A 19,333-nucleotide genomic window follows, 5' to 3' on the forward strand; every position below is an offset into this window, starting at 1 on the left:
GTGCGGGTCCTCGTCCTGGGCGGGACCGGCTTCGTGGGGCGGGCGATCGCCGCGGCGCTGCGCTCCGACGGTGCCGCGGTGACGCTCTTCCACCGCTCCCCCGGCCCCGGCTCCACGGACCTGGCCGGAGACCGGGACACCGGCGACTACACCGCGCTGGCCGGGCGTGCCTGGGACGCCGTGGTCGACGTCAGCGGCTACCTGCCCCGGCACGTCGGCGAGGCGATGGACGCGCTGGGCGAGCACGCCGGCCGGTACCTTTTCATCTCCAGTCACGCCGTGTTCGACGGCGGCTCCACCGCCCGGCGCGCGCTGCGACGCGACGCCGTTCTCCCGCTCACCGACGCGACCTACGGCCCGGCGAAGGTGGCGTGCGAGGACGACATACTGGCCCGGTACGGCGACCGCGCCACCATCGTCCGCCCCGGCAAGGTGGCCGGCCCGCATGACAACCAGGACGGGCTCACCTACTGGGTGCGGCGCGCGGCCCGCGGCGGCCCGATCGCCGTACCCGGCCGGCCGGACCAGCCCGTGCAGGTGGTCGACGCCCGCGACCTCGCCATCCTCGTGGTACACCTGCTGCTCGACAACCGTCCCGGCGCGTTCACCGCCGTCGGTCCCACCACGTCCCTCGGCGCGCTGATCCACCTCTGCGCCACCGCCGCCGGCACCACCGTCGAGCTGGTGCCCGTCCCCCTGGACTCGGCACCGCAGCCGTTTCCCCTGGTGAAGCCGGAGCCGGCGTGGCACACCCAGCGGCGCGACCCCGGCCCGGCCCGGGCGGCGGGTCTGCCGGTCACGCCGCTCGAGGTGACCGTGACCGATGTGCTGGCCTGGGATACCGACCGGGGGCGGCCACCGTTGTCCCGGGGCTTCACCGAGGCCGACGAGGCGCGCCTGCTGGGTGCGGCTCGCTGACATGCCCTGATATTTCGGGCGCTGCGCGGGAGGCGAACGGGACTGCCCGCGGGGGCGGCGCGGCTCCGCGTCGACATCGCCGCGACGAGACGCCCGAAGGGACTCTCGACCCCAATCGGGTCTCACCCAGCGGGAGCCGACGGTGACGCCGGAGCCGTTAGGCCATGAGGAGCATGGCGGCCGCTCCCAGAATCACCATCAGCAGGACGGCGATGAGCAGCCCGCGCTCGGAGGCCTCGACGGCATCGGTGGTGGCGGTCGTCGGGGTCAGCGGCTCGGTGGTCATCGTTCCTCCGGGAGGGGCCGGGCGCGGCAGCGCGAACGTCTTGGGGGTGCGGTGAGGCCTGGTGGGGCATACCGTGAGGGCGTCGTCGACCTCGAAGGGGCTGCCCGTGCCGCTGCAGGACTGGTTCCTCACCGCGGAGGAGCGTGGCAACCCGGACTCCTCCATACCCACGTGGTCCGCGGGAAACACGGCCGAACCTCTGATTCACGGTAGAACGTATTTCGACCGCCTGGTGTCGGAAGTGGAAAGCCTGGGTGAAGGCGACCACCTCTTCTTCACCGACTGGCGGGGCGACCCGGACGAGAAGATGCGGGACGACGGGCCGACCGTCGCGGAACTCTTCGCCGCGGCCGCCAAGCGCGGGGTCGTGGTCAAGGGCCTGCTGTGGCGTTCGCACGTCGACAAGTTGCAGTACAGCGAGGAGGAGAACCGCACGCTCGGCGACGACGTCCGGGCGGCCGGCGGTGAGGTGCTGCTCGATCAGCGGGTCCGGCGCGGCGGTTCACACCACCAGAAGCTGGTGATCCTGCGGCGCCCGAACGACCCGGAGCGGGACATCGCGTTCGCCGGGGGCATCGACCTGTGTCACAGCCGGCGGGACGACGCCGACCATCACGGCGACCGGCAGCCGGTGACCATGGCGAAGGCGTACGGTCCGCACCCGCCCTGGCACGACGTGCAGCTGGCGTTGCGCGGGCCGGTGGTCGGCGCGCTGGACCTGACGTTCCGGGAACGCTGGTGCGATCCTACCCCGCTGGACCAGCACGGCCCGATCTCCACGGTGCAGGACAAGCTGCGGCACGCCGACATGCACGCGGACCGGTTGCCGCCGCAGCCGCCGGACCCGCCGCCGTGCGGGCCGCACCACATCCAGGTGCTGCGGACCTATCCGGCGATGCGGCCACGCTACGGCTTCGCGCCGCTCGGTGAGCAGACCGTGGCGCGCGGCTACACCAAGGCGATCAAGCGCGCCCGGCGGCTGATCTACCTGGAGGATCAGTACCTCTGGTCGTCGGAGGTGGCGCAGCTGTTCGCGGACGCCCTGCGGGCCAACCCGGAGCTGCACCTGATCGCGGTGGTGCCGCGGTACCCGGACGTGGACGGCCGGTTCGCGCTGCCGCCGAACCAGGTGGGGCGGGAGGAGGCGATCAGCCTGTGCCGGCGGGCGGCACCGGAGCGGGTGCACGTCTTCGACGTGGAGAACCACGCGGGCACGCCGGTGTACGTACACGCGAAGGTCTGTGTCGTCGACGACGTGTGGGTGAGCGTGGGCAGCGACAACTTCAACCGGCGGTCCTGGACCCACGACAGCGAACTGTCCTCCGCGGTGCTCGACGACACCCGCGACGAGCGGGCGCCGGCCGATCCGGCCGGGCTCGGCGACGGCGCCCGCCGCTTCGCCCGTGACCTGCGGCTGGAGTTGATGCGCGAGCACCTGGACCACACCGACGACGCGGACCTGGTGGACCCGGAGACCGCGGTACGCACGGTCAGCGCCTCCGCGGACGCGCTGCGGGACTGGCACGCGGGCGGCCGCACCGGTCCCCGCCCGCCGGGGCGGCTGGTGCCACACGAGACCGAGCCGCTGCCGTGGTACCAGCGGCTCTGGGCGGTCCCGGCGTACCGGCTGATCTACGACCCGGACGGCCGGCCGTGGCGGGCCCGCCGCGCGGGCACCTGGTGACGCTCAGCCCAGCACCCGCCGGGCCTCCGCGGTCACGCTGGGCGACGCCAGTGCCGCCCAGCCGGCGAACAGGCCGCGGAGGTGGCCGGCGTGCTTCGCCCGCAGCACCGGGTCGTGCGTCATCACGTCCAGTTCGTTGACGATGCACAGGTCGGCGAAGGCGCGCAGGGCCGGGGCGGCGGGCGACTCGATGTGGCCGGTGAAGCGGCTGCGCACCAGGCCGGTACCGCCCAGCGCCCGCCAGGTCCGGCCGCGGTCGCAGCCGCCGTACCGGTAGACGTGTTCCTCGGCGTCGGTGCCGATCAGCGCGCGCAGCACCGCCCGGTCGGCCGGGTCGAGCAGCGTGACTCCGAAGCCGTCGGTCCCGTACGCGGCGTGGGTGAGCCCGGCCAGCCGCACGTCCGGGTCCAGGCCGAGCGCCGCCATCCGGTCGTGCACCCGGCCGAGATGGTCGAGGAGGCTGCCGCCGGCGTGCCCGATCCGTTCCGCGCCGCGCTCGCGCAGCCACTCGCGGGCGGCCCGCACCGTGGTGGTCGTCATGGGAAAAAGGTAGTGCCAGGCCCACCCGAGGACTACACCTCGACGGCTGTCCGGCCGGCCCGGACGCTGGCACCGTTCCGGGCATGTCGAATCTCGCCTCCGCGCTGCGCCGGCGCCGCTTCCTGATCTCGGGGTGGCCGTGGCGCAGCCTCGGATACCTGCTCACCACGGCGGTGGTCGCGGCGCCGTTCGCGGCCGTGGTCTGGCCGCTCGGACTGCCGTGGCTGGTCGCCGCCACCGACGTGCGCGCCGGCCGGTTCCCGGATCCGCCGGTGCTGGTGCTGATGGCGGTCGGGGCGGCCCTGCTGATCGGCTTCGGGCCGCTCGTCGCGGTGCCGCTGGCCGCGCTGGAACGCCGCCGCCTGGAGTTCCTGGGCGACCGGCCGCCGGCCACCGCACACCTGCCCGCCCCCGCCGACCCGATCGCCTGGCTGCGGCTGCGCTACGCCGAGGCGGCCACCTGGCGGGAGGTGCTGTACGGGTTGTTCCTGGCGGTGGCGGTGCCGGCCTGGTACGGCGTGCTGGGCCTGGCCGCGCTGCTGGTCGCCGGGTTCCTCGGCAGCCCGCTGTTCGCCGCGATCGGCGCGGCCCGGTTCCAACTGGGCCCGGTCGAGATCACCGGCGTCGTCGAGTCCGTACCGGTCGCGCTGCTGGGGCTGCTCCTGCTCGCGCCGCTCGCCTACCTGGCCGGGCTGACCGCGGCCGGCCAGCGCGCCGTCGCGCACGCGCTGCTGGGCGACGGGTACGGCACCGACGTGCGGGAGGTGACCCGGTCGCGGGCCCGGCTGGTGGACGCGTTCGAGACGGAACGCCGGCGCATCGAGCGGGACCTGCACGACGGCGCCCAGCACCGGCTCACCAGCCTCACCCTGCACCTCGGGATGGCCCGGGTGGACCTGCCGGCGGACTCCCCCGCGGCCGAGCCGCTGACCCGGGCGCACACCCAGGCGAAGGAGCTGATGGTGGTGCTGCGCGACCTGGTGCACGGCATCCGCCCGCAGATCCTGGCCGACGTCGGCCTGCTGCCGGCTCTGCGCGAACTGGCCGCCCAGTCGCCGGTGCCGGTGACCGTGGTGGGCCCGCAGACGGTCAGCCGGCCACCGGAACTCGTCGAGGCGACCGCGTACTACGTCGCCTCGGAGGCGCTGGGCAACGTGGCCAAGCACGCCGGCGCGTCCCGCGCCGAGGTACGGGTGGAGTGGACCGGCGACCTCCTGACGCTGCAGGTCGCCGACGACGGCCGGGGCGGCGCGGACCCGGCGGCGGGCACCGGGCTGACCGGGCTGGCGGACCGGGTGGCGGCGGTCGGCGGGCGGCTGCTGCTGGCCACCCCGGCGGGCGGGGGCACGCTGGTCCGGGTGGAGCTGCCGTGCCGGAGCTGACCCGGGTGGTGCTGGCCGAGGACGGCGTGCTGCTGCGCGAGGGCCTGACCGGGGTGCTGGCCCGGTTCGGCTGCACCGTGGTGGCGGCGGTCGGTGACGCCGGGGCGTTGCTCGCCGCGGTCGACGCGCACGACCCCGACCTGGTGGTCACCGACATCCGGATGCCGCCGGCCTGGACCGACGAGGGGCTGCGGGCCGCGGTGGCGGTGCGCACGGCGCGTCCGGACCGGCCGGTGGTGGTGCTGAGCCAGTACGTGCAACCGGAGTACGCCGACGCGCTGCTCGCCACCGGCGCCGGCCGCGGCGTGGGCTACCTGCTCAAGGACCGGGTCGCGGACGTGGCGGAGTTCGTCGCGGCGCTGCGGGCGGTACGGGCCGGCGGCACCGTGCTGGACCCCGAGGTGGTACGCCGGCTGCTGCGCCGGTCCGGTGACCCGCTGGACCCGCTGTCCGCCCGGGAACGCCAGGTCCTCACGCTGGTGGCGGAGGGCCGGTCCAACTCGGCGATCGCCGCGGCGCTGTTCGTCACGGAGGCCGCGGTCGGCAAGCACGTCGGCAACATCCTGGCGAAGCTCGACCTGCCGCCCACCGAGGACACCAACCGCCGGGTGCTGGCCGTGCTGGCGTACCTGCGGGCCACCGCGTGACGGCCGGGGCTTATGTAAAGAACTTGCATGGGTTTTCCGCCGCGGGTGGGCTCAGCTAAAGAACTTGCATGGGTTTTCCGCCGCGGGTGGGCTCAGCTAAAGAACTTGCATGGGTTTTCCGCCGCGGGTGGGCTCAGCGGGGGTCGAGCGTCCACCGGGCCGGCGCCCAGATCGGTGCGTCGTCCTGCCCGGCCAGGTCCATGTCGATGGTCCAGGACTGCATGGCCGGCCGGCCGGCCGCGATCCACCGGTCCAGCAGGTCCGCGGCGTCGGCGGCGAACCGGTCCGCGGACGGTCCGCCGGCCAGCACCGAGCCGTCCGGCAGGATCGCGGCACCGCCGGTGCGGTCGGCGTCGAGCAGCGCGAGGCAGCTGTGCTCGGATCCCGGCACGGCGGCGTGCGTGGCCCGGCGGTGCCAGACACCGGCCGCATACCACAGGTCGCGGTAGGCCAGGGCGTCCAGCGGGCGCTTCCACCGCGGCCGGGCGACCGGGGTGAAGCCGGGCAGCGTCCCGGCGGTGGCCGGCGCCGGATGGGTGTGCGGGTGCGCGGCGGTCAGCGGGCCGGCCGCGCTCATGAAACCGGAGGGACAGATCACCCGGGCGGTGACCGGGCCGTCCGCCGGGCCGCGGGCGGCCAGCACCGGATGGGTGCCGGCGTGCTCGACCGGGACCACCGCCAGGCCGTCCGGCTCCAGCTGGGCCAGCCAGTGCGGGGACAGCCCGGCCACACCGACCGTGACCACCACCCGGTCGAAGCGGTACCCGGGCGCGCCCGCGTAGCCGTCGCCGTGCACCACGCGTACCCCGCTGATCCCGGTCCGGGCCAGCGCCGCCCGCGCCCGGTCGGCCACGTCCTCCTGCACGTCCACGCTCGTCACCACCGCGCCCAGCGAGGCCAGCAGCGCGGCGTTGTAGCCGGTGCCCGCGCCGATCTCCAGGACCCGCGCGCCGGGCCGGACGTCCAGCGACTCCAGCATGATCGCCATCAGCGACGGCTGGCTGGAGGAGCTCACCGGGATCCGGCCGTCGACCTTGGTGACCAGCACCTCGTCGGTGTAGACGGTGGGCAGGAAGTCCGGGTCGCCGGGCACCACCCAGGTGCCGTCGCGACGCTGGAACCCGTCCGCGACGAACGCCTCCCGGGGCACCGTGGCGAACGCGCCGGCGAGCGCCTCGGACACCGTCGCGCCGTCGCGCCGGATCTGCTCGACGTAGCCCTGCCGGAGGTCGCCCATGGGCTTACGGTAGGGCCGCGGCGACCGCGGCGCTCAGTCGCTCCGGCACGTCGGCGGCGTGGTAGGTGTGCTCGGCGGGTTCGATGGCGGCCAGGAAGTCCGCGTACACCTGGGCGCTGCGCAGCGCGGCGACCGGCCGCATCAGCTCGACCGCGCGCTCCGGGTCGCTGCCCGGCACGGCGGCGCGCCACCAGGACGCCCACTCCGCGACCAGGGTGCGCGCCTCGGCGTCGGCGAGCTCGCCGGTCACCCGGAGGATGTCGTGCGCCGGGTGCCCGACCGTGCAGTCGCCCCAGTCCATGAGCACCACGCCGGCGCCGTCCAGCCGGGCGTTGCCGGGGTGCAGGTCGCCGTGCACCAGCGTGTCGGGCAGCCCGCACGCGGCCACCGCGTCGAGCCGCCGGGGCAGGTCGGCGATCAGCTCCCGCAGTCCGTCGATGTCGTCCAGGTACGGCTCGGCGACCCGGGCGAACGGCTCCGCGCGCAGTCGCGCGTCCGGCACCCCAGCCGCGAACAGGTCGGCGATCCGGTCGGCGAAGTGCACCTGCACCGGATGGAAGAGCTGGGCGATCCGGGTGCACACGTCGGCGCCGGCGCCGTAGCCGTCCGCGCCGGGCACGTGGGCGAGCAGCATCCGGCCCTCGTCGCCGGCCGCCAGCAGCGGCGGCACCAGGCCGGGCGCGGCGCCGGCGACCAGGCCCAGCGCGGCCGGTTCGTGCCCGAAGAACGCCGGCACCTGCTTGATCCAGGCGACCGGCGCGCCGCCCGCGTCGAGCCGCCAGATCGCCGACAGGTTCCAGGTGCGGTGCTGGGTCGCGGTGGCGCCGGGCACCCCGAGGGCGGCCAGCGCGGAGACCGCCCAGCCGATCGACGCGGCCGGCCCGCCGGGCTTCGCGTACGCCGCCCGCAGCGGCTGCGGAGAGAGGTCCACGTCGGCGGGTTCCAGGCCGACGCCCGGGTTGCCGCCGGTCTGCGCCAGATAGGTGACCCGGCCGCCGGCCGCGGGCCGCAGCTCCCCGACGCCGTCGAGCACCCGCAGCACCTGCACGTCCAGGCCGTCCCGGGCGCGGACCGCCGCGACCACGTCACCGATCTCCTGCCACCAGGGCACCTCCACCTCCAGCGGTGGCAGGGCACCCAGCAGCACGCCGGTGTCGTCGACCAGAACCATTGTCACGATGCGACCCACGCCGCAGACCGTAACGTGTCCGGCGCGGGCCCGGTGGACCGCGGGCGGGATCAGCCGCCGGAGTACGCGGTGAACTGCTCGCGCCAGGCCGCCGCACCCGCGTCGTCGGGGTGACCGAGCAGGCGCAGGCGGGCCATGCCGCCGTCCGGGAAGATGTCCAGCCGCACGTGGGTGGCGGCCGGCGCGGCCGGCAGCGGGAACCGGTGCCGGGTGTCCGGCACCAGCGGCGTCTCCGGCAGCAGATCGAACCAGCGCCGCGGATCGTCCAGCCCGCCGTCGCGCTCGTCCACCCCGCGCAGCGACGCCCGCCCCGGCGCGTTGCCCTTGAAGTGGCTGGTGTCCAGGTCGGCGAACCCGATCACGGCCGGCACGGCCAGCCGCACCAGCACCCAGTCGTTGCCGTCGTCGCGGCGGCGGGCGGTCTCCCAGCCGTCGCCCATGGACCGGGCCAGGCCGGGCATCAGCATGCGTTGCGGGTGGCCGTAGAACATGTTGCTGCAGCCGGCGATCCGGGCGCCGTGTTCCAGCGCGGCCACGTCGAAGACCGGCGGAAGCAGCGCCGGGTCGGGCAGCACGTCGCCGTGCACCCGCAACCGGGCCACGCCGCCGTCCGGGAAGATGGTGAGCCGGACGTGGGTGAACCGGCGCGGCACGTCGACGCCGAACAGGTTGCGGCTGTCCCCGGCCAGCGGCGAGCGGGGCACCAGCGGCACCCAGTCCGCGTCCCGGAGGCGGGCCGCGTCCGGGTACCCGTCCAGGGCGCAGCCGTCCACCGCGGCGTACGGCGGGTAGTTGCCGGTGAAGAACGCGGTGTCGATGTCCACGCCGCGCACCACCCCGGGCGCGCCGAGCCGGACGATCGCGGTGTCGTGCCCGGGTTGCCGGCGGCGGCGGGTCTCCCACCCGTCGTACACCTGGCCCTTGTGCCCGAAGGTCTGCGGCGTGAACGTCGGCGCGGCCGGCTCCACCAGATGGTCGGCGGCCGCGAAGAACTCGTCGTCGGCATGGACCACGCCGCCGCCGAGCGCCCGCGACGCCAGGTCCGGCAGCAGGGTGAACTCGTCCATCACGCCTCCCGGACGAGCAGCCGCCCGCGCGGGTCGGCGCCGGTCACCGGCCGGCCGCGCAGCCACGTCGTGTGCACCACGCCGCTCAGCCGCGCCCCGGCGTACGGGGTGACCGGATTGCGGTGGTGCAGCCGGTGCGGGTCGACCGTGAACGTGCCGTCCGGGTCGAACGCCACCAGGTCGGCGTCGGCCCCCACCGCGAGCCGGCCCTTGCCCGCGAGCCCGACCAGGTCGGCCGGGCGGCGGGCCATCCAGCGCACCACGTCGGCCAGGCCGTGACCGCGCCGCCGGGCCTCGGTCCAGATCACCGGCAGGCCCAGCTGCACCGAGGCGATGCCGCCCCAGGCGGCCGCGAAGTCACCGGTGTCGCGCCGCTTCAGCTCCGGCGTGCACGGTGAGTGGTCGCTGACCACGCAGGTGATCAGCCCGTCGGCCAGCGCCGCCCAGAGCCGGTCCGCGTTCGCGGCGTCCCGGATCGGCGGACAGCACTTGAACTCGGTGGCGCCGGCCGGGATCCGCGCGGCGTCCAGGGTCAGATAGTGCGGGCAGGTCTCGGCGGTGACCCGTACCCCCTGGGCCCGGGCCGCGGCCAGCACCGGCAGCGCGGCGGCCGACGACAGGTGCAGGATGTGCACCCGGGCGCCCGCGGTGCGGGCCGCGTCGATCGCGGTCGCGACCGCGGCCTGCTCGGCGTCCGGCGGGCGGGAGGCGAGAAAGTCCGGGTACGCGCGGGACGAGGCGGCCTGATGCAGGTGGTACGGGTCCTCGGCGTGCACCACGAACAGCGCGTCCACCGCGGCCAGCGCGTCGGCGAGCTGATCCGGATCCACCGGCGGGAACTCGGGCACCCCGGAGTCGGCCAGGAACGCCTTGAACCCGAACACGCCGGCGTCGTGCAGCCCCGGCAGCGCGCCCGCGTTGCCCGGGATCACGCCGCCCCAGAAGCCGACGTCGACGTGGCACTGCCCGGCCGCCGCCGCCTGCTTGATCCGCAGCGCCTCGGTGTCGACCGTGGGCGGCAGGCTGTTCAGCGGCATGTCCACGATGGTGGTGACGCCGCCCGCCGCTGCGGCCCGGGTGGCGGTGGCGAACCCCTCCCACTCGGTGCGGCCCGGCTCGTTGACGTGCACGTGCGTGTCGACCAGGCCGGGCAGCAGCGCGAGCTCGCCCAGGTCGACGTCTTCGGCCGCGTCGATCGGCGCGCCGTAGGACTCGACGGCGACGATCCGGCCGTCGGTGACGGCGACCGCGGCCGGGCGTTCGCCGTCGAGGGCGATGACCCGGCGGGACCGCAGGACGAGGTCGGCCATGCGCCGAGCCTAGTCCCCGGCGGGGTTCCGGCAGGTTTCGTCAGTGGAACACCACGGTCGTCATGGCGGCCGGAGAACAGCCGTGGTGTACCAGTGGAGCGCTCCACTGGCACACCACCGTCACGCCAGCGCCAGCAGGTCCTCGCGGGGGAAGCCCACGTCGTCCAGGGCGCCGCAGTCCAGGCCGCGCAGCAGGTAGCCGGCCAGCGCGCGGGCGGTGGCCGGCTCGTCCGCGATCCCGCCGGACCGCCGGTCCAGGTAGCGCCGCAGCCGGGTGACCGCGGCGTCCCGGCCGTCGGCGAAGAACCCGTACGTCGCCGCGTACCGGGTGGGCAGCTGCGCCGGGTGCAGGTCCCAGCCCTGGTAGAAGCCGCGTTCCAGGTGCCGGCGGACCAGCCGGTGGTGCAGCCGCCACGCGTCCAGCACCTCGGTGTCCGTGCCGACCGGCAGGATGTTCGTGGAGCCGTCGCTGAGCCGCACACCGGTCTGCGCCGCCGCGGCCTGCATCACCGCCTTCGCGTGGTCGGCCGCCGGATGGTCCATGGCCTGGTACGCGGCCGCCACCCCGGCCGCCGCGGTGTAGTCGTACGTGCCGAAGTGCAGGCCGGTGCAGCGCCCGCCGGCCGCGGTGATCAGCGTGGCGACCGTGGCCGTGCCGTCCGCGGCGAGCACGGCGCTGGGCAGCTCCACCTGGATCTCGAAGCGCAGGGTGCCGGCGCTCAGGCCGTACCCCCGCTCGAGTTTCTCGCAGAGCGTGACCATCGCGGCGACCTGGTCCGGGCCGCTCACCTTGGGCAGCGTGACGGTGAACTCGTCGGCGTAGCAGCTGAGGAACAGGTCGAGGGTACGCAGCGCCCGCCGCCGGGTGGACGGTTCCAGCGACTTGATCCGCAGCCCCACGAACGGCGGCCGGACGCCCTCGTGGAGCGCGGCGGCGGCGGCCTTCACCGCGGCGTCCTCGGTGGCGTCGTCCCGGACGCCGTACCCGTCCTCCAGGTCGATCCGCAGATCCTCGATCGGCTCCCGGCGCAGTTTCGCGCGCACCCGGTCGGCGCCGTCGAACGGGAACGGCTGCCGGTCCATCGCGGCCAGCGCGTCCGCGCGCCACACGTCCAGCAGGTCGGGGGTGACCCGGTCGGCCGGCACGTAGACGGTGTGCACCGGCTGCCGGCCGGGCCGCTCCCCCGGATAGCGGCGGGCCAGGAACGCGTCGTGGTCGGCGAGCCGGGCGTCCAGGTCCGCGTAGTCGGTCTCGTGGAGCCGCATCAATTGATCGAGTCGTAGGCGGCGGTGGTGAGGAACTCCGCGAAGTCGTCCACGAGCGCCACCCGCTCGAACAGTTTGCGGGCGTCGTCGAACCGGCTGCCCGCCCACGCCTCGTCACCGATCGCCGCCCGGATCGCGGCGAGTTCCTCGTCCTCGATGCGGGTCACCAGGTCCGCGGTGACCTCGGTGCCGTCGTCCAGGCGTACCCCGTTGTGGATCCACTGCCACACCTGGGACCGGGAGATCTCCGCGGTGGCCGCGTCCTCCATCAGGTTGTTGATCGCCACCGCACCGTTGCCGCGCAGCCACGCCTCCAGATACTGCAGGGCCACCGACACGTTCGAGCGCAGCCCGGCCGCGGTCACCGCGCCGCCGGTCGCCGCCACGTCGAGCAGCCGGGCGGCGTCCACCGAGACGTCGTCGCGGCGCCGGTCGAGCTGGTTCGGCCGGTCGCCGAGCACCCGGTCGAAGATCTCCCGGCACACCGGCACCAGGTCGGGGTGCGCCACCCAGGAGCCGTCGAAGCCGTCGGCGGCCTCGCGTTCCTTGTCCTCCCGGACCTTGCCCAGGGCCACCTCGTTGACCTGCGGGTCGCGGCGGCTGGGGATGAAGGCGGCCATGCCGCCCATGGCGAACGCGCCGCGCCGGTGACAGGTGGAGACCAGCAGTTCGGTGTACGCGCGCATGAACGGCGCGGTCATGGTCACCGACGCCCGGTCCGGCAGCACCATGGCCGGGTTGTCGCGGAAGTACTTGATGATGCTGAACAGGTAGTCCCACCGGCCGGCGTTCAGCCCGGAGACGTGCGGGCGCAGCGCGTACAGGATCTCGTCCATCTCGAACGCGGCCGGGATGGTCTCGATCAGCACGGTCGCGCGGATGGTGCCGACCGGGATGCCGAGCGCCTGCTGCGCGTGGGTGAACACGTCGTTCCACAGTGCGGCCTCGTGGTGCGACTCCATTTTCGGCAGGTAGAGGTACGGGCCGCTGCCGCGCTCCAGCAGTTCCCGGGCGTTGTGGAAGAAGTACAGCCCGAAGTCGACCAGCGCGCCCACCGCGGGGCTGCCGTCCACCGGCAGGTGCCGCTCGTCCAGGTGCCAGCCGCGGGGACGCATCACGATCGTCGGGTACGGGCCGCCGTTCAGCTCGTACGTCTTCTGCGGTGTCTGCAGCGTGACGGTGCGGCGGACCGCGTCGTACAGGTTCTGCTGGCCGTCGACCACGTTGGCCCAGTGCGGGGTGTTGGCGTCCTCCAGGTCGGCCAGCCACACCTTGGCACCGGAGTTGAGCGCGTTGATCGTCATCTTGCGCTCGGTCGGGCCGGTGATCTCCACCCGCCGGTCGGTGAGGTCGGCCGGGGCGGCCGGGACGGTCCAGTCGCCGGCCCGGATCTCGGCCGTCTCGGGCCGGAAGTCGAGGCGGCCGCCGTTCGCGATGTGGGCCCGGCGCTCGGCGCGGGCGGCGAGCAGCTCGTCGCGGCGAGGGCGGAACCGCCGGTTCAGATCGGCGACGAACGACACGGCCTCCTCGGACAGGATCTCGGTCACGGCCAACGGCTCCCCTCGCACGGCATGCCCTCACCGTAACGGTCGGGACGGACTCCGGCAGGGGCGTCAGCGCAGCAGGCGGCGGTGCGCGCGCCGGGCCTCCCGGGCGAGCGTCTCGCTGTCGGCGTGCACCAGCTCGCCGCGTTCCACCACCGGCCGGCCGCCGACCAGCGCCAGCTCCACCGGGGCCGGCGGGCCGAACACCAGCGCCGCCACCTTGTCGTCGATGCCGTCGTGGCCCAGGCCGTCCAGCCGCCACAGCACCACGTCGCCCAGCTTGCCCACCTCCAGCGAGCCGAGGTCGGCGTCCCGTCCCAGGCAGCGGGCGCCGCCGACGGTGCCGAGCCGGAGCGCCTCCCGGGCGGTCATCGCCGTCGGGCCGCCGCGCAGCCGGGCCGTGTACAGCGCCTGCCGCAGCTCCGCGCCCAGGTGCGACACCTCCTGGGAGGCGGCGCCGTCCACGCCGAGTCCCACCGGCACCCCCGCGTCCAGCAGTTCCCGGACCCGTGCCAGGCCGGCCCCGAGCCGGGCGTTGGAGCTGGGACAGTGCGCCACGCCGGTGCCGGTGGCGCCGAGCCGGGCGATCGCGTCGTCGCCCAGGTGCACGCCGTGGGCCAGCCACACGTCGTCGCCGAGCCAGCCGAGGCTCTCCGCGTACTCCACCGGGGTGCAGCCGAACCGGGACCGGCAGAAGTCCTCCTCGTCGTCGGTCTCGGCGAGGTGGGTGTGCAGCCGCACGCCCCGGCGGCGCGCCAGCGTCGCGGCCTCGCTCATCAGCCGGGACGTCACCGAGAACGGCGAGCACGGCGCCACCGCGATCCGCAGCATCGAGTCCGGCGACGGGTCGTGCCAGCGGTCGATCGCCGCCTCCGTCGCGGCCAGCGCCGCGTCGGTGTCCTCCACCACGTGGTCCGGCGGCAGGCCACCGTCGGAGCGGCCCAGGTCCATCGAGCCGCGGGTGGGGTGGAACCGCAGCCCGATCCGCCCGGCCGCCTCGATCTCGGCGGCCAGCACGTCGCCACCGTCGCGGGGGAACACGTAGTGGTGGTCCATGCTGGTGGTGCAGCCGGACAGCGCCAGCCAGCCGAGTCCGGCGCCGGCCGCGGCGCCCACCACCTCGGCGTCCAGCCGGCCCCACACCGGGTACAGCGTGGTGAGCCAGCCGAACAGCGTCTCGTCCAGCGCCAGCCCCCGGGTGGCCCACTGGTAGAGGTGGTGGTGGGTGTTCACCAGGCCGGGGGTGAGCAGGCAGCCGGTGCCGTCGACCTGGCGCAGCGACCCGCGGTACCGGCCGGCGTGCCCGGAGCCGACCGCGACGATCCGCCCGTCGTCGCCGATCACCACGTGGCCGTCGGCGTACTCGGTGCCGGCCGCGTCCATGGTGGCCACCGTGACGTTCTCGATCAGGATCACAGGTACCACTCCGCACTGGCCGGCGGCGCGTCGTCGCGGGTCACGGTGCCCTCGATCAGCCCGTACGGCCGGTCGCCGGCCAGGAACACCTCGCCGGCGTTGTCCTGCCCGAACGGTGCCAGGTCGACCGGGTAGTGGTGCTTGTTCGGCAGGGTCAGCCGCACCTCGGCGATCTCCGGCCGGTCGGTCAGCAGCCGGGTGCCCATGGCGTACAGGGTCTGCTGCAGCGAATAGCTGTACGTGTCGACGAACCCGGCCACCAGCGCGTCCCGGGCACCGCGGAACGAATCGTCCCACGGTGCGGCGTCGGTCAGGTGCCGCCAGCGGGCGTCCACCGCGGTCGCCAGGATGCGGTCGGTGGTCTCTGGCAGCGTGGTGTATCGGTCCGTCACGTACCCGTGGAATTCGCTCGCGGTCGTGTTCAGCAGCACCAGGCCGGTGATCCCGGTGACCACCTGGGTGCCGTCGCCGCCGTGGGTGACCGTGCAGGTGCGGGTCCAGGAGCCCTGCCGCTGGAACGAGTGCGGGCCCAGCCGGTCCCAGCCGTACGCCTCCACCGACACCCGGGCGGTGTGCACCTGCGCCTGGTCCGCGACGAAGTGCCGGGCCAGCCGCAGCGCGAACGACTCCGGCTCGGCCACCCCGTGCTCCTTGGCGAACGCGTACACCGTGTTCTTCATGGTGTCGGTGGGCAGCACCCCGCTGTTGTCGCCCCGCTGGTGGGTGGCGGCCAGGTCACCGGCGAGCGCGATGCCGACGGTCAGGTCCGCCAGGTGGTGCGTGTCGCCGTCCCGGGTGACCCGGACCAGCCGCACCTCCGCCTTGCCGTACCGGTTCGGGCCCAGCACGATCGCCACGCGTCAACTCCCTCGGTAGGTGGTGTAGCCGTACCGGCTCAGCAGCAGCGGCACGTGGTAGTGCCGGTCCGGATCATGCACGTGGAAGGCCACCGTGATCTCCGGGAAGAAGGCCCCGCCACCGAGGTACGGCTCCACGTAGAACAGCAGCCGGTAGCCGCCGGCCTGCCAGTCGTGCAGCGGCACCTGGAACCGCAGCCGGCCGTCGTCGTCGGTGCGTCCCTCGCCGACGGTCCGCCAGCCGCCGGTGTCGTGCCGTTCCAGCCGCACGTACACCTCGCGCGCCGGATCACCGGTCACGGTGTCGAGGATGTGCGTCGAGATCAACGCCGCTTCCGTCCCCTCAACCGCCGGCATCCAGCAACCTCTCCAGCCGCAGCAGGGCGATCTTGCGGAGCTCGTCGGCCACCACCGCCCGCTCGGTGGCCTCGTCGTGGCCCAGCCGCTCGGTCGCCGCGGCCAGGATCTCGGCACTGCTCCGCCCGCTCGCGAAGATCAGGAACACATGCCCGAACCGTTGCTCGTACGCCCGGTTCGCCGCCACCAGCGCCGCCGCGGTGGTCTCGTCGGCGCTGCTCGCCGCGGCCGACTGCTCGCGCCGGGACCAGGCCGCGTCGGCCGACCCGCCGGTCGCCCGCTCCCCGATCCGGGGATGCGCGGACAGCCCGTCCAGCACCTCGGCCCAGCTCAGCCCGCGCGACGCCGCGTCGGCCGCGGCCACGATCGCGGTACGCGACGGGTACGGCCGGCCCGTCTCGATCGCGGCGCCCCACCCCGCGGCCGCACAGCAGGCGTGCAGGTCGGCGCGCAGCCGTTCGGCGGGAGCCGAGTTGAACGCCTCCACCTGATCCACGCCCACCCCCTCGTCGCCGATCAAGTCAAGCAAACCGTCGCCGTGCCACGCACCCCTTCGCCGGACATTTCTCCGGTCAGCGGGCGCGCCGGTTGGTCCGCCGGGTCGGCTCGGCCGTGGTCGGATCCTCCGGCCACGGATGCTTCGGGTACCGCCCCCGCAACTCCGCCCGCACCTGCGGATACCCGACCGCCCAGAACGACGCCAGGTCCCGGGTCACCGCCACCGGCCGCCCGGCCGGCGACAGCAGGTGCAGCAGCACCGGCACCCGCCCGTCGGCCAGCCGCGGCGCCGCCCGCCACCCGAACGCCTCCTGCACCTTCACCGCCAGCACCGGCGCCGCCGGATCGGCGTAGTCCACCCGCACCCGCGACCCGCTCGGCACCGGCAGCCGTTCCGGCGCCACCTCGTCCAGCCGCCCGGCCACCGACCACGGCAGCAACCGCCGCAGCGCCGACACCACGTCGATCCGCGCCAGGTCGGCCCGCCGCCGCGCCCGGTCCAACGGCAGCCAGTCACCGGCCGCGTCGAGCAGCGCGTCGTCGTCCACCGCCGGCCACGGCTCGCCCAGCGCCGCCCGGGCGAACGCCATCCGCTCCCGCACCTCGGTCGCCGCCCGGCTCCAGCTCAGCAACGACAACCCGTCCCGGCGCAACCCGTCCAGCAACGCCGCCCGCACCGACGCCGGGTCCGGGTCGTCGAGCCGCCGTTCCGCCAGCACGATCGAGCCCAGCCGTCGTACCGACCGCGCCACCACGTCACCGTCCACCCAGCCGATCTCGCTGCCGGCGGTGCGTAACGTCGCCGCGGCCTGGAGCGCGGTCGCCTCGTCCAGCGGCGCGGCACTGCGGATCCGCGCGGTGCGTGCCCCGGCCGCGCGGTCCGCGTCCGCCACGGCCAGCCAGGGCGTCCCGGCCAGGCCGCTGCCCGGCGCCAGCTCCGCGGCGGTCCCACCCACCATGAGGTACGCCGACCCGCCCGGATCCCGCACCCGCGCCACCCGCTCCGGGTACGCGAGCCCCACCACCAGCCCCGCCGCCAGATCATCACTCCAGCCACCCCGGTCGCCGCTGCCTTCACCCCGATCCGCGCCACCCCGATCCGCGCCACCCCGATCCGCGCCACCCCGATCCGCGCCACCCCGGTCCGCGCCACCCCGGTCCGCGCCACCTCGATCCGCGCCACCCCGGTCCGCGCCACCCCGATCCGCGCCACCTCGATCCGCGCCACCTCGATCCGCGCCACCTCGGTCCGCGCCGCCCCGGTCCGCGCCACCTCGGTCCGCGCCGCCCCGGTCCGCGCCACCTCGATCCGCGCCACCCCGGTCCGCGCCACCCCGATCCGCGCCACCCCGGTCCGCGCCGCCCCGGTTCAGGGCCTCGGTCAGCCGTCGTACCTCTGCGCGCCATGCCCCGTCGCGGTCGTTGCGGGCCCGCCGCCATACCGCGACCAGGTCGTCCCCGGCCGCCCGGGTGTCGTCCAGCAGCGCCACCACCTCGGCCGCCCGCCGCGCACCCACCGCGTCCGCGCCGTCCAGCAGTGCCCGGGCCAGGCGCGGATGCAGGCCGACGTCGGCGAGCGCCCGCCCGCGCGCCGTCACCCGCCCGCCGGAATCCACCGCGCCCAGATCGCGCAGCGTGCCGAGCGCGGTCTGCAGCGCACCGGCCGGCGGCGCGTCCGGCAGGCTGAGCCCGCGCCCGTCCGGATGCCCCCACAGCGCGAGATCCAGCACGAACCCGGTCAGATCCGCCGCCGCAATCTCCGGCTCCGGCCGCGCCGGCAGCCGCTCGTGCTGCGCCGCCGACCAGCACCGGTACGCCCGCCCCGGCGCCTCCCGCCCGGCCCGACCGGCGCGCTGCTCCGCCGCGGCCCGCGACACCGGCACCGTGACCAGCGCCCCCAGCCCTCGGGTGTGATCCATCCGCGGCACCCGGCTCAGCCCCGCGTCCACCACGGCCCGCACGCCCGGCACGGTCAGGCTGCTCTCCGCCACCGCCGTGGCCAGCACCACCCGCCGCCGCGGCCCGGGACGCAGCGCCGCGTCCTGCACACTGCCCGACTGCCGCCCGTGCAACGACACCACGTCCGCGTCGACGCCGTGCAGCCGCCCGGCCACCGCCGCGATCTCCCCCGCCCCGGGCAGGAACGCCAGCACGTCCCCGTCCGCGAGCGCCCGCCGCACGGTCGCGGCGACATGGTCGAGCAGCCGCGGATCGACCCGCAGCCCGTGCGGCGGCGCCACCGGTGCCGGCGGCGGGGACCAGACCACCTCCACCGGGTACGTCCGCGCGAACGCGGTCACCACCGGGGCCGGCTCCGTCCCGCCGAGCAGATCCGCCAGACGCTCCGACTCGGCCGTCGCCGACGTGGCGAGCACCCGCAGATCGGGCCGGAGCGCGGCGCGTACCTCGATCAGGAACGCCAGCGCCAGATCGGAGTCGAGATGCCTCTCGTGGCACTCGTCCAGGATCACCACCGCGGTACCCGCCAGCTCCGGGTCCCGCTGCAACCGGCGTACCAGCACGCCGGTGGTCACCACCTCGACCTCGGTGTCCCGGGACACCCGGCGGTCACCGCGGACGGCGTACCCGATCCGGCCCCCGACCGGCTCACCCACCAGGTCAGCCATCCGCCGGGCGGCGGCCCGGGCGGCCACCCGCCGCGGCTCGGCCACCACCACCCGCGCCCGCGGCCCACCCGCCAGAGCCGGCGGCACCAGCGTGGTCTTCCCGGTCCCCGGCGGCGCCACCAGCACCGCCACCCCGGCGTCGGCGAGGGCCCCGACCACGGCCGGCAGCACCTCCCGCACGGGCAGATCCGGCAGAGCGTCCGCAGCGATCAACACCCGGCCAGTCTCCCGCACGGCCGACGCGCACCCGCCCACCCCCTTTCGCGCCCGCACCGCTCGCCCGCGCTGTCCGCCCGCAGGCACCGCCGGCCTCCAGGCACCGCCCGCTCACGTGCCGCCCGCCCTGTCCCACATCCTTTCGCGCACTGTCGTCCTTCGCGGCCGGGTGATCAGGCTGTTGGCGGTGAGCGGCGATGTTGCGCAGCTGTGGTCCACATGGCGACCCGAAGTCCACAAGATCGGCGCGCCTGACCGCGTGAAGTCAGCGCCGGCCAACCACCCGTGTCGA

General features: G+C 75.2%; 17 protein-coding genes. 4 read left to right on the forward strand and 13 right to left on the reverse strand.

The window, feature by feature from the left end:
• Positions 1-918: an NAD-dependent epimerase/dehydratase family protein gene (locus LDL48_RS18165; protein WP_225256334.1), complete on the forward strand. Its 918-nt coding sequence runs from the start codon at positions 1-3 to the stop codon at positions 916-918.
• 157 nt (positions 919-1,075) lie between these two features.
• On the opposite strand, the gene LDL48_RS43535 is transcribed toward LDL48_RS18165, so the two are convergent.
• The gene (locus tag LDL48_RS43535) at positions 1,076-1,204 is read right to left on the reverse strand and encodes a hypothetical protein (protein ID WP_255628399.1); all 129 of its coding nucleotides are present in this window, start codon (positions 1,202-1,204) and stop codon (positions 1,076-1,078) included.
• A 106-nt stretch (positions 1,205-1,310) separates the two neighbouring features.
• Between LDL48_RS43535 and LDL48_RS18170 the strand changes: the two genes are divergently transcribed.
• The gene (locus tag LDL48_RS18170; protein ID WP_225256335.1) at positions 1,311-2,888 is read left to right on the forward strand and encodes a phospholipase D family protein; all 1,578 of its coding nucleotides are present in this window, start codon (positions 1,311-1,313) and stop codon (positions 2,886-2,888) included.
• A gap of 3 nt (positions 2,889-2,891) precedes the next feature.
• Here LDL48_RS18170 and LDL48_RS18175 read toward each other — a convergent pair whose 3' ends face one another.
• The gene (locus LDL48_RS18175; RefSeq protein ID WP_225256336.1) at positions 2,892-3,428 is read right to left on the reverse strand and encodes a DUF6817 domain-containing protein; all 537 of its coding nucleotides are present in this window, start codon (positions 3,426-3,428) and stop codon (positions 2,892-2,894) included.
• Positions 3,429-3,511: 83 nt separating this feature from the next.
• On the opposite strand from LDL48_RS18175, the gene LDL48_RS18180 reads away from it, so the two are divergent.
• Positions 3,512-4,810, forward strand: a complete 1,299-nt coding sequence (locus LDL48_RS18180) for a sensor histidine kinase (RefSeq protein WP_225256337.1) — start codon at positions 3,512-3,514, stop codon at positions 4,808-4,810.
• Positions 4,798-5,457 carry a response regulator gene (locus tag LDL48_RS18185; RefSeq protein ID WP_225256338.1) on the forward strand — a complete coding sequence of 220 codons (660 nt, stop codon included), beginning with the start codon at positions 4,798-4,800 and terminating at the stop codon, positions 5,455-5,457. The genes LDL48_RS18180 and LDL48_RS18185 overlap by 13 nt, the downstream gene beginning before the upstream one ends.
• Before the next feature lie 133 nt (positions 5,458-5,590).
• On the opposite strand, the gene LDL48_RS18190 is transcribed toward LDL48_RS18185, so the two are convergent.
• From LDL48_RS18190 to LDL48_RS18240, 11 genes are all read right to left on the reverse strand, one after another.
• Complete coding sequence (locus LDL48_RS18190) at positions 5,591-6,694, reverse strand: protein-L-isoaspartate O-methyltransferase family protein (RefSeq protein ID WP_225256339.1); 1,104 nt, start codon at positions 6,692-6,694, stop codon at positions 5,591-5,593.
• Between the two features lie 4 nt (positions 6,695-6,698).
• Entirely contained in the window at positions 6,699-7,883 is a 1,185-nt protein-coding gene (locus LDL48_RS18195; RefSeq protein WP_225256340.1) for a phosphotransferase family protein, read from the reverse strand.
• 50 nt (positions 7,884-7,933) lie between these two features.
• On the reverse strand, positions 7,934-8,950 hold the full coding sequence (gene alc / locus LDL48_RS18200; RefSeq protein ID WP_225256341.1) for an allantoicase: 1,017 nt from the start codon (positions 8,948-8,950) through the stop codon (positions 7,934-7,936).
• Complete coding sequence (gene allB / locus LDL48_RS18205; protein ID WP_225256342.1) at positions 8,950-10,260, reverse strand: allantoinase AllB; 1,311 nt, start codon at positions 10,258-10,260, stop codon at positions 8,950-8,952. The genes alc and allB overlap by 1 nt, the downstream gene beginning before the upstream one ends.
• A 120-nt stretch (positions 10,261-10,380) precedes the next feature.
• Positions 10,381-11,526 (reverse strand): DUF6986 family protein, encoded by a 1,146-nt coding sequence (locus LDL48_RS18210; RefSeq protein ID WP_225256343.1) that lies wholly within the window; start codon positions 11,524-11,526, stop codon positions 10,381-10,383.
• Positions 11,526-13,073: a malate synthase A gene (gene aceB / locus LDL48_RS18215; protein ID WP_225256344.1), complete on the reverse strand. Its 1,548-nt coding sequence runs from the start codon at positions 13,071-13,073 to the stop codon at positions 11,526-11,528. The genes LDL48_RS18210 and aceB overlap by 1 nt, the downstream gene beginning before the upstream one ends.
• Positions 13,074-13,139: 66 nt before the next feature.
• Positions 13,140-14,486, reverse strand: a complete 1,347-nt coding sequence (locus tag LDL48_RS18220; protein WP_225256345.1) for an 8-oxoguanine deaminase — start codon at positions 14,484-14,486, stop codon at positions 13,140-13,142.
• Positions 14,483-15,343, reverse strand: coding sequence for a factor-independent urate hydroxylase (gene pucL, locus LDL48_RS18225; RefSeq protein ID WP_225256346.1), 861 nt, complete (start codon positions 15,341-15,343; stop codon positions 14,483-14,485). The genes LDL48_RS18220 and pucL overlap by 4 nt, the downstream gene beginning before the upstream one ends.
• A 3-nt stretch (positions 15,344-15,346) precedes the next feature.
• A complete protein-coding gene (gene uraH / locus LDL48_RS18230; RefSeq protein ID WP_225256347.1) occupies positions 15,347-15,700 on the reverse strand; it encodes a hydroxyisourate hydrolase in 354 nt (117 codons plus the stop codon).
• Positions 15,687-16,229 carry a 2-oxo-4-hydroxy-4-carboxy-5-ureidoimidazoline decarboxylase gene (gene uraD, locus LDL48_RS18235; RefSeq protein WP_225256348.1) on the reverse strand — a complete coding sequence of 181 codons (543 nt, stop codon included), beginning with the start codon at positions 16,227-16,229 and terminating at the stop codon, positions 15,687-15,689. Before uraD ends, uraH begins: the two co-directional genes overlap by 14 nt.
• Positions 16,230-16,272: 43 nt before the next feature.
• On the reverse strand, positions 16,273-19,035 hold the full coding sequence (locus tag LDL48_RS18240; protein WP_225256449.1) for an ATP-dependent helicase C-terminal domain-containing protein: 2,763 nt from the start codon (positions 19,033-19,035) through the stop codon (positions 16,273-16,275).
• Positions 19,036-19,333 lie beyond the last annotated feature (298 nt).

The sequence above is a fragment of the Jidongwangia harbinensis genome (assembly GCF_020216025.1).
GTDB classification, from domain to species: Bacteria; Actinomycetota; Actinomycetes; order Mycobacteriales; family Micromonosporaceae; genus Actinoplanes; species Actinoplanes harbinensis.

Bases quoted from the DNA above. Each gene is read 5' to 3' on its own strand.
- LDL48_RS18180 (WP_225256337.1), top strand. From the start codon at position 3,512: ATGTCGAATCTCGCCTCCGCGCTGCGCCGGCGCCGCTTCCTGATCTCG.
- uraH (WP_225256347.1), bottom strand. From the start codon at position 15,700: ATGCCGGCGGTTGAGGGGACGGAAGCGGCGTTGATCTCGACGCACATC.
- LDL48_RS43535 (WP_255628399.1), bottom strand. From the start codon at position 1,204: ATGACCACCGAGCCGCTGACCCCGACGACCGCCACCACCGATGCCGTC.
- LDL48_RS18175 (WP_225256336.1), bottom strand. From the start codon at position 3,428: ATGACGACCACCACGGTGCGGGCCGCCCGCGAGTGGCTGCGCGAGCGC.
- LDL48_RS18210 (WP_225256343.1), bottom strand. From the start codon at position 11,526: ATGCGGCTCCACGAGACCGACTACGCGGACCTGGACGCCCGGCTCGCC.
- allB (WP_225256342.1), bottom strand. From the start codon at position 10,260: ATGGCCGACCTCGTCCTGCGGTCCCGCCGGGTCATCGCCCTCGACGGC.
- alc (WP_225256341.1), bottom strand. From the start codon at position 8,950: ATGGACGAGTTCACCCTGCTGCCGGACCTGGCGTCGCGGGCGCTCGGC.
- LDL48_RS18190 (WP_225256339.1), bottom strand. From the start codon at position 6,694: ATGGGCGACCTCCGGCAGGGCTACGTCGAGCAGATCCGGCGCGACGGC.